Origin of the sequence: Rodentibacter haemolyticus, from assembly GCF_015356115.1 — a bacterium.
In the GTDB taxonomy this organism is placed as follows: Bacteria; Pseudomonadota; Gammaproteobacteria; order Enterobacterales; family Pasteurellaceae; genus Rodentibacter; species Rodentibacter haemolyticus.
Genome location: NZ_CP063056.1, coordinates 2,269,039 through 2,283,549, shown reverse-complemented (window position 1 = coordinate 2,283,549; position 14,511 = coordinate 2,269,039). Strand labels below are relative to the sequence as shown.

Annotated in this window: 12 protein-coding genes and 1 pseudogene; 9 read left to right on the top strand and 4 right to left on the bottom strand. The window is 40.3% G+C overall.

What is annotated here, in order from left to right; translation table 11 throughout:
• The first annotated feature begins 1 nt into the window (after position 1).
• Both IHV77_RS10900 and IHV77_RS10895 read left to right on the top strand, forming a co-directional pair.
• Positions 2-808: a peptide ABC transporter ATP-binding protein gene (locus tag IHV77_RS10900; protein ID WP_194811973.1), complete on the top strand. Its 807-nt coding sequence runs from the start codon at positions 2-4 to the stop codon at positions 806-808.
• Positions 809-889: 81 nt separating this feature from the next.
• On the top strand, positions 890-1,822 hold the full coding sequence (locus IHV77_RS10895) for a bile acid:sodium symporter family protein (RefSeq protein ID WP_194811972.1): 933 nt from the start codon (positions 890-892) through the stop codon (positions 1,820-1,822).
• 852 nt (positions 1,823-2,674) lie between these two features.
• Here IHV77_RS10895 and IHV77_RS10890 read toward each other — a convergent pair.
• Both IHV77_RS10890 and IHV77_RS10885 read right to left on the bottom strand, forming a co-directional pair.
• A pseudogene (locus IHV77_RS10890) lies at positions 2,675-2,884 on the bottom strand (CRISPR-associated endonuclease Cas2).
• A 1,017-nt stretch (positions 2,885-3,901) separates the two neighbouring features.
• Positions 3,902-4,255: a DUF496 family protein gene (locus IHV77_RS10885; protein ID WP_194811971.1), complete on the bottom strand. Its 354-nt coding sequence runs from the start codon at positions 4,253-4,255 to the stop codon at positions 3,902-3,904.
• Between the two features lie 187 nt (positions 4,256-4,442).
• On the opposite strand from IHV77_RS10885, the gene serC reads away from it, so the two are divergent.
• The 3 genes from serC (at position 4,443) to tpx (ending at position 7,250) form a co-directional block, all read left to right on the top strand.
• Complete coding sequence (serC, locus tag IHV77_RS10880) at positions 4,443-5,528, top strand: 3-phosphoserine/phosphohydroxythreonine transaminase (protein WP_194811970.1); 1,086 nt, start codon at positions 4,443-4,445, stop codon at positions 5,526-5,528.
• Between the two features lie 106 nt (positions 5,529-5,634).
• Entirely contained in the window at positions 5,635-6,735 is a 1,101-nt protein-coding gene (gene hisC / locus IHV77_RS10875) for a histidinol-phosphate transaminase (RefSeq protein WP_194811969.1), read from the top strand.
• Positions 6,736-6,752: 17 nt separating this feature from the next.
• Complete coding sequence (gene tpx / locus IHV77_RS10870) at positions 6,753-7,250, top strand: thiol peroxidase (protein ID WP_194811968.1); 498 nt, start codon at positions 6,753-6,755, stop codon at positions 7,248-7,250.
• Positions 7,251-7,373: 123 nt separating this feature from the next.
• On the opposite strand, the gene sppA is transcribed toward tpx, so the two are convergent.
• A complete protein-coding gene (sppA, locus tag IHV77_RS10865) occupies positions 7,374-9,227 on the bottom strand; it encodes a signal peptide peptidase SppA (protein WP_194813284.1) in 1,854 nt (617 codons plus the stop codon).
• Positions 9,228-9,338: 111 nt separating this feature from the next.
• On the opposite strand from sppA, the gene IHV77_RS10860 reads away from it, so the two are divergent.
• Entirely contained in the window at positions 9,339-9,893 is a 555-nt protein-coding gene (locus IHV77_RS10860; RefSeq protein WP_194811967.1) for an NAD(P)H nitroreductase, read from the top strand.
• A gap of 32 nt (positions 9,894-9,925) precedes the next feature.
• On the opposite strand, the gene metX is transcribed toward IHV77_RS10860, so the two are convergent.
• Positions 9,926-11,008 carry a homoserine O-acetyltransferase MetX gene (gene metX / locus IHV77_RS10855; RefSeq protein WP_194811966.1) on the bottom strand — a complete coding sequence of 361 codons (1,083 nt, stop codon included), beginning with the start codon at positions 11,006-11,008 and terminating at the stop codon, positions 9,926-9,928.
• Between the two features lie 202 nt (positions 11,009-11,210).
• Here metX and IHV77_RS10850 point away from each other — a divergent pair, with 202 nt between their 5' ends.
• The 3 genes from IHV77_RS10850 to IHV77_RS10840 all read left to right on the top strand — a co-directional run bounded on the left by IHV77_RS10850 (position 11,211) and on the right by IHV77_RS10840 (position 14,304).
• A complete protein-coding gene (locus tag IHV77_RS10850) occupies positions 11,211-11,885 on the top strand; it encodes a SanA/YdcF family protein (RefSeq protein WP_194811965.1) in 675 nt (224 codons plus the stop codon).
• 161 nt (positions 11,886-12,046) lie between these two features.
• Positions 12,047-13,399 (top strand): lysine-sensitive aspartokinase 3, encoded by a 1,353-nt coding sequence (gene lysC, locus IHV77_RS10845; RefSeq protein WP_194811964.1) that lies wholly within the window; start codon positions 12,047-12,049, stop codon positions 13,397-13,399.
• Positions 13,400-13,521: 122 nt separating this feature from the next.
• Complete coding sequence (locus IHV77_RS10840) at positions 13,522-14,304, top strand: hypothetical protein (RefSeq protein WP_194811963.1); 783 nt, start codon at positions 13,522-13,524, stop codon at positions 14,302-14,304.
• Positions 14,305-14,511 lie beyond the last annotated feature (207 nt).

Here is a 14,511-nt window from a genome sequence, read left to right as displayed (position 1 = left end):
TATGTCGTTATTGCAAGTGACGAATCTTTGTAAAACCTTTGATGGTCCTGCCCGTTGGTTTGGCTCAAGTAAGTTTTATGCCGTAAAAAATATAAGTTTCAACCTTGGGCAAAAACAAACGCTCGCCATTATCGGGAAAAACGGTTCAGGAAAATCAACGTTAGTAAAAATGATTGCGGGTATGATAAAGCCCACATCCGGTGAAATGAAATTTAACGGAGCAACGCTAAATTTTGAAGATACCCATTACCGTGCCCAACATATTCGTATGGTATTCCAAGATGTCAATTCCGCCTTCAATCCCCGTCAAAATATCGGGCAAGCATTAGATGCACCTTTGCGCCTAACGACAGATTGGAATGAAGAAAAACGAAATCAAAAAATTTTTGAAACACTGGCCATGGTGGGACTTTATCCCGATTACACAAATCTAAAAATCAAAAATCTTTCCGTTAGCCAAAAACAACGGATCGCACTGGCGCGTGCCTTTATTCTCGAACCTGAAATTATTATCGTTGATGATGCATTAGGTTCGTTGGATAGCTCCGTACGGGTACAACTACTCAATCTTTCCTTAGATTTACAACAACGCCTAGGCGTGGCCTATATTTATGTCGGACAAGATCTCGGCTTGATAAAACATATGGCTGACCACGTACTCGTGATGGATGAAGGGAAAATGGTTGAATACGGCACACCACAAGCGCTTTTTTGCAATCCTCAAACAACCATCACCAAACGGTTAGTGGAAAGCCATTTCGGCAGACTGCTTGATGAAAATTCGTGGCTTAACACGAATGATGACTGATTTATGGTTCCCAACGATATGATAATGAAAACAGCGTTAAAATCGACCGCACTTTTTACTTGATCACGACAAGGAAAACTTATGCAATCACTACTTAAATTCACTCAATTTGTCAGTAAAACCTTTGCATTATGGGCAATTGTTTTCGCCGTACTCGCTTTTTTATTCCCGGCAGAATTTAAAATCTTCGCGCCCTACATTCCTTACTTACTCGGCTTAGTCATGTTTGGGATGGGCATTACGCTCACTTTCAGCGATTTCGGTGAAGTGGCAAAACATCCGAAAGCCGTATTTATCGGTGTGGCAGGCCAATTTATAATTATGCCGGCTATCTCATTCTTTTTAGCAAAAGCGTTTAATTTACCTTCTGCTCTCGCCATCGGTGTGATTTTAGTGGGTTCTTGCCCTGGCGGTACATCTTCAAACGTAATGACCTATCTCGCAAAAGGGAATACTGCCCTTTCCGTGGCATGTACTACAATTTCAACCTTACTTTCACCACTTTTAACACCTGCGATTTTCTACTTATTAGCAAGCCAATGGCTGGATATAAATGCCTCTGCGATGTTTATGTCGGTGCTAAAAATGGTGCTTTTCCCAATTTTCTTAGGTTTAATTGCGAGAACGCTATTTAAAAATGTCATTGCACAGGCAAGCCGGATCACTCCTTTGATTTCCGTTGTATCTATCGTGTTAATTCTGGCGGCCGTTGTGGCAGTAAGCAAAGATAAAATCGTGGAATCCGGTTTGCTCATTTTTAGCGTAGTGGTGTTACATAATTGCCTTGGTTATTTTATCGGTTTCCTTGCCGCTAGATTATTCAAACTCAATACGGCCGACAGCAAAGCCATCGCAATTGAAGTAGGTATGCAAAACTCCGGTTTAGGAGCAGCCCTTGCAGCGGCACACTTCAATCCGATCGCCGCCGTACCAAGCGCTTTATTCAGTTTCTGGCATAACGTTTCCGGCCCGATCTTGGCAAATATTTTCTCAAATATGAAAAATAAAAAGTAACGGAAATGATCTGATCCCAAAAAGTTAGGCAGTTTAACAAAGGGTTTGAACTTGATATTGTACCGGGCTCACCCCTTTAATTTTAATGATATCCGAACTTAAACAGTCTAATATCAGCGAAACATAGCACTTACTACCGTCCTTGACTTTCATTTCCGTGATGTCGGTAGGTCATTTTTCATTCGGTTGGTCAGCGATGAAATCCCGTTGTAAGTGATTTGGGGCGATATTGTAAACCTTAGCACGGTAAGCGCAGTATTTTCTCTCATTTCCGGGGGATTTCACAACCCCATTTATCCTATCAATCGTTGCCCTCATTTATGATTGATACCTTACAACAACGTACTCACACGATGATAACCAAATACGCCGATGATATCTCGACGGCGTAAACTTTCGAAAACCGAAGCAGTGAAATAACCGATGTCTTTTATTGGCATTCGCTTTCAAAAGCTAGCTGCGTTTTCCAACTTGTACGTTTCATCTGGATTACTATGTTTCAACTCACAACCACGTGAAGGTGGCTGCGCACTTTCAAGTCCAATGACGGCTTTCAGTTTAGGGTTTCAACTCACAGCCACATGAAAGTGGCTGCTGTTGCTAGTGCATTTGCTGTTTCTACTTGGTTTGGTTTCAACTCACAGCCACGTGAAAGTGGCTGCTCCCTACTAGATAACGTATTGAAATATTAGGCTTTATTTCCTTTTATTCGCTAACATTTTGTAGTGAGTGGAAAAAGTATATCATATCGCTGATACGCTATACTTTATATTTTCTAATGGCTTGATTGTTAAAGAACTATTTCTATTCGCTAACCCGCCCACCTTTTAGTGAGAACCATCAGTTAGCGATTTATAAAATCAGGATATCTTTAAAAATATCTACCGAAGGTTTTACGCCGTGGTGTTCCACTTTGGTACGCCATTTACTCCTAAATGGTAGAAGCGTAAACTGCCGCAATCCGGGTTATAAGTTGCCAATAATTTATTTTTAGTTTACCCCATCACACTCAGACACTGAATATTGCGCTCGCACACCATAATCTAAACAATGTTTGGCGATTTAGCGTAGGCGTTTTTGTCCTTCCGGCTCATCAAATGAAATACCGTAGGTAATTAACATCAGCATATCTAACTATTCCCCAATAACTGAAGCTGAAAAGAGCGGTCAAATTTCAACAAAATTTCGGTATTACATATCACTTGCACAAAGGGAATTTTATCTCCGAGATTTCTTAGGGTAGCAACTGTGTCTAACATAAAAAAATCAGACCTTGTTTAACCCACCTTAACAGCGGATAAATAAATGGTAAGATACATCCCATTTTCATTACGTTTAACCAACGCATTCATAATGCGTCAGCAACTTACGCATACAAACCGTTAATGCCAACTTTTTGGCTTTGCTCCGTTCAACCAATCGGTTGTAAAAGGTTTTAAACACGGGTTCGTGCCGTACAGCGGATAGCTCAGCCATATATAAGGCATTGCGAACTGTTGCCCGCTTTCTCTCGGGTGAGGAATAACACCCATGAACGAGACAAGATAAGGCGTTTTGAGGATAGCTTTCCAAGCTCGGGCAATCGGCACATCAAGACGGTGATGCAGTTTTTGCCTACGCCTTTGATATCGGAGATAAGTTCGGCTTTATCCTTAAAATGTCGGGTATTATCGCCAATATACTGTCGAGTTCGGCAATCATTTTATCCAATATCTCAATATGTCGTGAGATATTTTTCTGCTGTGTTTCGTGGCTCTGCCATAAGCGATTCAACTTCGCAGCCCGCATATCGACAAGTTGGCGGCGACGTACCACAAGGGCTTCAAGCCGCTCTTCCGCTTCAGTGGGTGGGGTGTAAAGTAATTTCTCCGCCTCGCCTTTGATGTCGAGGTTTTGACCGTAAAAAATAGGCTTATAAGGGTTATTTAGTGAATTTAAGGATGGACTAATTAACCATAATGAATTAATAAAACGGCGTAAGATTGTGTTTATAAATATAAATGATTTTTAAATAGAAAAGGTTGCTAATAATTTAAATATTTATTATTAGCAACCATTTTGTCTATTACATCTAAATTTTTATGCTGTAATTTTATTAGATTTTTTCAATAAGTCTGCATGAGCCTTCTTCTGTTCTTTCATTTTTGCGCTGGTCTCACGGCGTTGTGTAGAAAGCTCGGCGCTACGGATCGTGTAATCGTCAACCCGTGCCTCATAGTCATCACGCATACTTTCAATAATCGCACGCACATCTTCAATATCCATATCATCACGAATATATTGATTCAAATTATCAAGCAATAATACACGTTTCTGGTTATCACGAATTTTACGATTAATGTCTTCAATATCGCGCTTTAACTTGTTTTTTAAACGATACATACGGACGTACTCCAATACTTCTTGAAACGATTGTTTGTTTACTGTTTCCATAATTGTTCTCTCAATAGCCAAAATAGTGGCTGTAATGTAACTTTTTTTGTCTTATTCGTCAAAACCTTAAATTTAAATTTTATGGTATATATCAAAAAAAGTCTCTATTTTACTAAAAACCGTTGATTCTACACTTTTCTAGTGATAAAACGTACCATATTATTCTTTCTAAAAACAAGGAAACACAATGTCAAAAGTCTTCAATTTTAGTGCCGGCCCGGCAATGATTTTCCCCGAAGTATTGCATAAAGCCCAAAGTGAACTTACCAATTGGTTGGATCAAGGTGTGTCGGTGATGGAAGTAAGCCACCGCGGTAAATACTTTATGGAGCTCATCACTGAGGCAGAAAAAGATCTGCGCGAAATCTATAATATTCCGGACAACTACAGCGTGCTGTTCTTACAAGGTGGTGCACGCGGTCAATTTGCTGCCTTACCGATGAACTTAATCGGTAAAAAAGGCAAAGCCCTTTATTTAAATAGCGGACATTGGTCTGCAACGGCGGCAAAAGAAGCGCGTAATTTCGCAGAAATTGACGAAATTACTATTGTAGAAAATAGCGATGACACCAAAATTACCCGTTTAGATTTCAGTGATATTGCGGATCAGTATGATTACGTTCATTACTGCCCTAACGAAACAATCAGCGGTGTAGAAATCTTTGACGTGCCAAATGTGGGTGAAGCGGTACTGGTGGCGGATATGTCTTCCAATATTCTCTCCCGCCGAATCGACATTAATAAATTTGGGGTGATTTATGCAGGTGCGCAAAAAAATCTTGGCCCGGCCGGTATCACGCTTGTGATTATCCGTAATGATTTAATCGGCAACGCCCGCAAAGAAACCCCGTCTATTTGGAATTATGCGGTGCAACGTGATGCGGATTCAATGATTAATACTCCTCCGACTTTTGCTTGGTATTTGTGCTCGCTTGTTTTTAAGCACATCAAGGCTATCGGCGGAGTGGATACCATCGCAAAACGTAACGCCTTAAAAGCTCAAACACTCTATGATTATATTGATTCCAGCAAACTTTATCGCAACGTGGTCGCCAAAGAAAACCGTTCAATGATGAACATCACCTTTGTAACAGGTCAACCCGAATTAGATGCGAAATTTGTGGCGGAATCTACCGCTGCGGGTTTACAAGCATTAAAAGGACATAAGGTACTTGGCGGAATGCGCGCCTCAATCTACAATGCAATGCCTTTAGAGGGCGTGGAGGCCTTAATCGAATTTATGAAAAAATTTGAAGCGGAGAATTTATCTTAATCACCGTAAAAACCGAAATCATCAAATCAAGACATATTAACCTTATAATGATTTCAATACCTTTTGGGGCGTAATGCCCCTCTCACCAATTCAATATAAAAAAATTATGCAGTATATCGACATTGCCAACCAAGGCGTAAAATCCCTTTCCCCTTATCAAGCGGGCAAACCCATTGAAGAGCTTGAACGCGAATTGGGCATTTCTAATATCGTCAAACTCGCCTCTAACGAAAATCCCTTCGGTTTTCCGGAAAGTGCCAAACAAGCGATACAAAAACAACTGGATAGCCTAACCCGCTACCCTGATGCCAATGGTTTTGAACTCAAGCAAACCATCGCGAAAAAATTTGATCTACAGCCCAATCAAATCACTTTGGGTAACGGCTCAAATGATCTGCTTGAATTATTTGCCCATACCTTTGCAAGTGAAAGGGATGAAATCATTTATTCACAATATGCTTTCATTGTTTATCCCTTAGTCACCAAAGCGATTAATGCGGTAGCAAAAGAAATTCCGGCGAAAAATTGGGGACATAATTTAAACGCATTTTTGACCGCACTTTCCGATAAAACAAAGTTAATTTTTATTGCTAATCCGAATAACCCAACGGGTAATTTCTTAACGGAACAAGAAATTGACACCTTTTTAGCCAAAGTACCGGAAAACGTTATTGTAGTATTAGATGAGGCCTATACGGAATTTACCTTGCCTTCGGAACGTGTGGATTCTTTTGGCTTATTGAAAAAATACCAAAACCTCATTGTTTCCCGATCACTTTCTAAAGCCTATGGTTTGGCCGGTTTACGTATAGGCTATGCCGTATCCAACCCCGAAATTGCCGATTTATTGAATCGGGTTCGCCAACCCTTTAATTGCAACAGCCTCGCGCTTGCCTCTGCCATTGCGGTAATGAATGACGAGACTTTTATCACAAAAGTAGCGGAAAATAACCGCACGGAAATGGCGCGTTATGAAGTATTCTGTCAAAAACATCAGTTGGAATACATTCCCTCTAAAGGCAATTTTATTACTATTAATTTTAAACAACCTGCCGAACCGATTTATAATGCACTATTGTGTGAAGGGGTAATCGTTCGACCTATCGCAGGCTACGGTATGCCTAATCATTTACGTATCAGTATCGGCTTACCTCAAGAAAACGACACATTTTTTACCGCACTTTCTAAAGTGTTGAATTTAACATAAGCAAAATAGGAGCTTTTATGACAACCGTAACCATGATGGGCAATCCCATCGAAGTAAAAGGCGATTTTCCGCAAAAAGGCGACAAAATTGAAAATCTGATTTTAACCGACAAAGATTTAACGGATATCGGTTTAGACACCTTTGCCGGAAAACGCAAAGTGTTAAATATTTTCCCAAGTATTGATACCGGCATTTGCGCAATGTCCGTTCGGGTGTTTAATCAACGTGCGGCAAACTTGAAAAACACCGTAGTATTGTGTGTTTCAGCCGATTTGCCTTTCGCTCAAGCACGTTTCTGTGGTGCGGAAGGCATTGAAAACGTACAAACGCTTTCTACATTCCGCCATAAAGAATCACATGAAAATCTCGGCGTAAATATTGTGACAGGGCCAATTGCCGGTTTAACCGCACGTTCCGTGATCGTGTTAGATGAAAACAACAATGTACTACACAGTGAATTGGTTTCTGAAATTAAAAGTGAACCGAATTATGATGCTGCATTAGCCGTATTATAAGCAAACAAAAAAGTACGGTTAAAACCAACCGCACTTTTAGACTGCTGACAAGCCTCTATCGTCCTAAAGGCTTATCGTCTAAGCCGCTTTAACCAATAAAGCGGCTTTTGTTTAATTTCGTCATTACTTCACTAACCCACAGTTTAAACAATATAAATACTGTCCTTTCGGATCATTGAATTTGTTGAGTTGATTTAAATGATGTTTGAGTTGTTGGATCGGTTTTGGTAAATCAAACCAAGATGCTATAAGTTGCTGTCCGCTACGTTTAAAATCACGAAACAATTTACTCAACATATCGCTGTCTTCTTCAGCCACCCATTCAACAGAAAATCCTTCGATAACCGTTTCTCGATGAAGGTTAACCAACTCTGCGGCTTTTTCCACCGCACGATCGAAATCCCCTAATTCATCAACTAAATTATGTTTGAAGGCATCCGCACCAAGCCACACCTTTCCTTGTGCAATCTTATCCACCGTCTCCTTTGACATTTGACGACCACGACCGACTAAATCTAAAAATTTGTTATAGCCATATTCAATTTCTAACTGATAAATATCCTGAATATTTTTAGAAAGCGGGCTAAATACGGAGGTTTCCGCAAGTTCTGTGGTTGCCACACCGTCTGCATTTACACCGATTTTTTTTAGGGTGTTTTCAAAAGTCGGTAGCATAGCGAAAATGCCAATGGATCCCGTAATCGTATTTTTATCGGCAATAATATAATCGGAAGTGGCGGAAATCCAATAACCGCCTGAAGCCGCCATCACCCCCATAGAGACCACAACCGGCTTACCTGCTTTCTGAAGATTATCCACTTCCTGACGGATCAACTCCGAAGCAAAAGCACTCCCACCCGGTGAATTTACACGTAATATAACGGCTTTCACTCTGTCATCGTCATAGGCTTTACGCAGTGAGCGTACAACACTGTCTCCTCCGACTTCGCCTTCCGTACTTTCACCATCAATGATCGCCCCTTCCACATTCACCACGGCAATTTTATTCTCCGCCAATGAAAAACCGACACGATCCTCAAAATTTGACAAATAAGCGGAAAATTCCACCATATTTGCCTTACCTTCAGAATTCTTACCAAAAAGTGCGATCAGTTTTTGTTCCAGTTCTAAATCGGTTACAAGATCCGTGACGAGCTTACGCTGTTTCGTATAAGCCGTACTATCGCCTCTCAAAGCCTTTAATTCGGCCAAATATTGTTTTGCACTTGGCAGTAGGGTTTCGGCAGAGATATCACGATTTTCACTCACGGTTTGCAGGTAGTTTTTCCACATACCGTTTAGCCATTGATTCATATTTGCCTTTGCTTCCGGCGACATATCATTACGTAAAAACGGCTCTACTGCGGATTTATAGGTGCCGACACGGAAAATATGCGGGGTAATCGCCAATTTTTCCAACAAATCTTTGTAGTATAAATTCTCTTGTGCCAGCCCTTGAATGGAAACCTGACCAATCGGATTTAAGTAAATTTGATCGGCAAAACTTGCTAAAAAATACTGTCCTTGAGAATAATTGTTCGCATACACGATCACCGGTTTTTTAGATTCTTTAAAATCTTCAATCATTCTACCGATATAACCCATTGCCGGTAAATCCCCTCCCGAAAAATGGTTGAGATCCAGCACTAAGCCGGTAATACGCTCGTCTTCTTTCGCCATATTAATGGCAAAGACCACATCAAAGGTTGAAATTTGCATTGAGGTACGATCATCGGCTGTCAATTCCTGCAATGTTTTCATCCACCCCGCATTATCACGATTATCAGCTAAATAACCGTCTAAATTAAGCAATAACGCTCCTTTATCTGCTGATAAATTAACCGCACTTTTTTTCGTATTTGCGGTTAAACTAAAAATCGCTACCAGCAATAAAATAAAGGTTAAAAAGAAAAAATTCATCACTAAATCACGAATAAAATTTAGTGTACGCCAACAGAATTTAATCACACGAAAAATAGCATTCATAAGTATTTGGAGAGGTTGGAAAAATTGCGCCTAGCGTAACACAAACCCTCGTGAAAAACTATGCTATAATCCACCGCACTTTTCATTAAAAAAGATAAAAAAATGGATACTTTAACACTTTTAACCACACGTCATTCAAATAAAAAACTCACCGCACCCGCACCAAATAAAGCACAACTTGAACAAATGTTTCAAGCAGCGCTTCGAACGCCGGATCACGGAAAATTACAGCCTTATCATTTTGTTGTAATTGAAAATGAGGGATTGGATAAATTGGAAGTTTTGCTTAAAGAGGCGGTAACGGAACTAAATCTTGGCGAAGAACGCTTAAAAAAAGCGGAAAATTTAGCACATCGCGCGCCAATGGTGATTGCGGTTATCGCAAAAATTAATCCTGATATTGCTAAAGTCCCTGAATGGGAGCAATTAATCACCGCCGGTTGTGCCACCTACGGCATTCAACTTGCCGCCAATGCACAAGGTTTCGATAATGTTTGGATCACCGGAAAATGGGTAAATGGCAACGCACTACGCCAAGCCCTCAATTGCCGCAAACAAGATAAAATAGTCGCCTTATTGATGATTGGCACTGCTGCAGAAAAAACGGAGCGTGAATATCGAACCTGCAATACTGAGGAATTTGTAAGCTACTTATGATGAAAAAGTGCGGTCGAAATCAACCGCACTTTTCAGTTTTCCCCAGCCAATCCTTCCCGAATCCATTTGTCAAATCCATCATAATCCACCAAAAACGCATCATGCCCATAAATTGAGGGAAATTCATAGAAAGCCAATGACACATTGCTTTGTTCCAAAAGTCCTTTGCTTTTTTGTAAATCGACAGATTTAAAAAGTTGATCGGTTGTAACGGAAACCAATGTATAACGCGCTTTTATGCGAGAAAGGGCTGTTTTTATATCATCATAACCAAGAGCGGGATCATACATATCTAAGGCTCGTAATAAATGGAGATAACTATTCGCATCAAAGCGTTGGAGGAATTTTTTTCCTTGATAGCTAAGATAAGATTCCACTTGGAAATAATCACCCCAAAAATCACCTTCGGTTTTGGTGGCGCGTCCGAAAGCTTTGGCAAGTTGCAAATCGGTACGGTAAGTCAACATACCTAACATACGTGCGATAGATAACCCCTGATCCGGTGCCGTACCGTCATAATAATCGCCACCATTAAAATTCGGATCATTAATTATCGCTTGACGCATAATGTGATTGAAACCAATCGCTTCCGCACTGAAAAAAAGAGAAGAACAAAGGTTGACGATATTATCCACAAAATCAGGATATTCAATGCCCCATTGGGTTGCTTGCATTCCACCGAAAGAGCCGCCAATCACCGCTTTTAAATGCGTAATACCAAGGTAATCAATTAAGGCTTTTTGCACGTGTACAATATCCTGTACCGTAATCATCGGAAATCGGCTACCGTAAGGTTTATTGCTTTGAGGATCGATAGAAGCTGGGCCAGTGGTACCTTTGCAGCCACCCAATACATTTGAGCAAATAAAAAAATAACGGGAAGTATCTAATGCCAATCCATCTCCCATAAAATGCTGCCACCAACCATTTTGTTCTCCATCGGGAAAATAAGGCTCCGCATCTCCCGTAAGCGCATGACAGATTAACACGATATTATTTTTATCGGCATTCAATGTTCCGTAAGTTTGGTAAGCCACATTAATCGGAGAAAGCTCGCCACCAAGCGAAAGCTTAAGCGGGTTATCTTGAAAAAGCACCACATGTTGAACAGCCATTGAAAACCTATTACACACAACAAAGAAATGCCTCAATTATCAACAGCGCATTTGCTTTGTCAAGAAATTTTAGCCGTCTAAACGGCTAAAATTCATCACACTCAACAACTCAAACATAATGACAGATGCAAAATTCAGCTTGAACTTATTGCTATTTTTCATTATGTTACCGAGCATATTCGATTTCAAAACGCTTTAAAAAATGACCGCACTTTCTCTTTGGCATCGTCTTCACCTGAAAAAAATCATTCGTACAGTGTTTTGTACCGGTATGTTTACACTTTTAGTTTGTGTCATCATCGATCAAAGCATCAGCTTTTATGTTCGGGATCGTGTGTTTGAACAAATTGACGCTCTCCCCTACCGCCCCTATGCGGTGGTGCTTGGCACATCAAAATACGTGGCGACCGGCAAAACCAACGATTACTACACCAACCGTCTTACCGCAGCCAAAACACTTATCGATAATCAAAAGGTCAGTTATCTGCTTTTAAGCGGTGATAATCGAACGCTACAATATAATGAACCTCGCATGATGCTGAGAGATTTACGTAAAATGGGCATACCTGAAGATCGACTTTTCCAAGATTTTGCCGGTTTTCGTACTTTAGACTCCGTGCTGCGTGCGAGTAAAGTTTTTCAGGTGCCGTCCTATACGATTATCAGCCAGCGATTTCACTGCGAACGCGCACTCTTAATCGCCAAATATTATGATATTAATGCCGTTTGTTTTACCGCAAAACAACCGGAAGTGTATTTGGTGACAAGAGTGAGAGAAATGTTCGCACGCGTTAAAGCGATATTTGATTTAATCGCAGGTATCCAGCCTTATTTCCTTCGTGAACCGGAACCGCTTCCGCTACCGGATAACCCGTAGCATTTATCAAATTATCCGATAATTAATTTGAGTTTTGACTTGTGCAACTTTTTTATTCATTTTTTATGGAATTATAATTGACAATCTTTTATGAAGTCGCTATTTCTATAATCCTTGCAAACACAATATCTAAAATTTTCAATTTAATTAAGGAATTATCTATGTCTCATTTATCCATTGCCAAATTCGGCGGAACTTCCGTTGCCAACTACGCTGCGATGACAGCTTGTGCAAAAATCGTTATTGCAGATCCGAATACACGTGTCGTGGTACTTTCCGCTTCTGCCGGAATCACCAATCTTTTGGTGGAACTTGCCGGCGGCGTGGAAGCGGAAAAACGCAGAAAACTCGTCGGCGATATTCGTCAAATTCAAGAAAATATCTTAAATGAACTCAAAGACGATGGTCGTGTCCGCCCTATTATTGAAAAATACCTTGAAAATATTGAATACCTTTCCGAAGCCGCAAGTCTTGCCACTTCACCTGCCTTAACCGATGAATTAATAAGCCACGGTGAAATGATGTCCACCCAAATTTTTATTGAAATCCTGCGTGAACAAAACGCAAGTGCGACTTGGATTGACGTTCGCACTGTTGTAGCAACCAACGACCACTTCGGCAAAGCCGTACCGAATGATGAACAAACCCAAGCCAATAGCGACAGCATTTTAAAACCATTGATTGATCGTGGTGAATTGGTGGTCATACAAGGTTTTATCGGTCGTGAACCGAGTGGTAAAACAACCACATTAGGCAGAGGGGGAAGTGATTATTCCGCCGCATTATTAGCCGAAGTATTAAATGCAAAAGATGTTTTAATTTGGACGGATGTTGCCGGTATTTACACCACCGATCCACGTGTTGTGCCCGCCGCACAACGCATTGAAACAATGAGTTTTGCCGAAGCCGCCGAAATGGCAACCTTTGGTGCAAAAGTGCTCCACCCTGCAACCTTGCTTCCTGCTGTTCGCAGCAATATTCCGGTTTATGTCGGTTCAAGCAAAGCGCCGCAAGATGGCGGAACATGGGTAACACGGGATCCACAACCCCGCCCGACTTTCCGTGCCATCGCACTACGTAGGAATCAAACCTTATTAACGCTTTCCAGCCTCAGTATGCTACATGCGCAAGGTTTCCTAGCGAACGTATTCAGCATTTTGGCAAAACACAAAATCTCTGTGGATACCATCACAACTTCCGAAATAAGCATCGCATTAACCTTAGATAAAACCGGCTCTGCCACATCCGGTGCAGAATTACTTTCCGATGAATTATTGGAAGAATTAAGACAATATTGCACGGTGAAAGTAGATACAGGTTTATCCTTAGTTGCACTTATCGGCAATGACTTGCATATTGCGGCAGGTGTGGCAAAACGTATTTTTGATACGCTTGAGCCTTACAGCGTTCGTATGATCAGCTATGGCGCAAGCACAAATAATATTTGTATGTTGGTACAAAGCGAACACGCAGATGAAGTCGTTCGCCTACTACACAAATCATTATTTGAATAAAAAATATCCTCTTAAAGACGAATAGTCGGAATCATTTTTTGAGTAAATCAAGAGTGATTCCGATTTTATTGTTGTTTATACTTTACATTCATTCGGTAATGTAAAATAAATAGGAAATTCATATGTCGCTTTTACACAAAAAATCAAAGCTAAAAACATTCGTGATTTCGACCGCACTTTGCGGAGGAATCGGGTATGCCGTCAGTTATTGGATAAATCCGATATGGAAAACGGAAGCTGAAATCACCCAGCCAGCCTTATCTCAATTGGGTAATTACTATTCTTTATCTTCAATGTATCATCTGATGAAAGGTCAAGATAAAGCGGATGAAAAAATCCCCAATGAAGTATATCAAAATTTTACCGAGCAACTGGTTTCCTATGATAACTTGAAAAACTTTTGGGAAAACTCTGCATACTATCAACAAAAAATAAATGGCGACACAAAGGAGAAAGTGCCTCTATTAAATGAATTAATTGAAGAAACGCATTTCCAACCGATCAATAATAAAAGCGGAAAAATTACCCTCAGATTAAATGAAGCGGATCAATTAGGTACTTTGTTCTCTTCCTTGATAGATAATGCCAATGCGCTAACTCAAAAACACCTTTATGATGAACTCATTATTCAGTGGAAAAACTTATTTACTCAAGTGAAAACGGCGGCACAATTCAACTTGAACAATGGCAATAATGCAGGAAATCAAGATTGGCAAGAAAAATTAAATATGATGAAATCCGTAAGCCCGCTTGATGAACAATTTACCGCCTTTCATTTCATAAAAAGTCCTCAAGAGGTGCAACCGCAAGGACGGAAAAGCTGGGCGATAATAGGAGCAGGAATCGGTTTCTTATTCGGATTATTTAGTATTTTCTTTCGTCGTAACCCAAAAACATCCGAATAATAACTAGATTGAACTTATATTACCGTAAGAAAAGACTAGAAAGCACAACCGGAATAGTTTAGCATAGCAAACCGTGATTGATGCTAGGTTTACATACATTCTTCATTAAAGTATTGCTATTTGTCATAAATAAAATACCACAATAATAAAACACAAATCGTTTATCATAATTGACAAAATGCTAACAACACTGATGCACTGCAATCG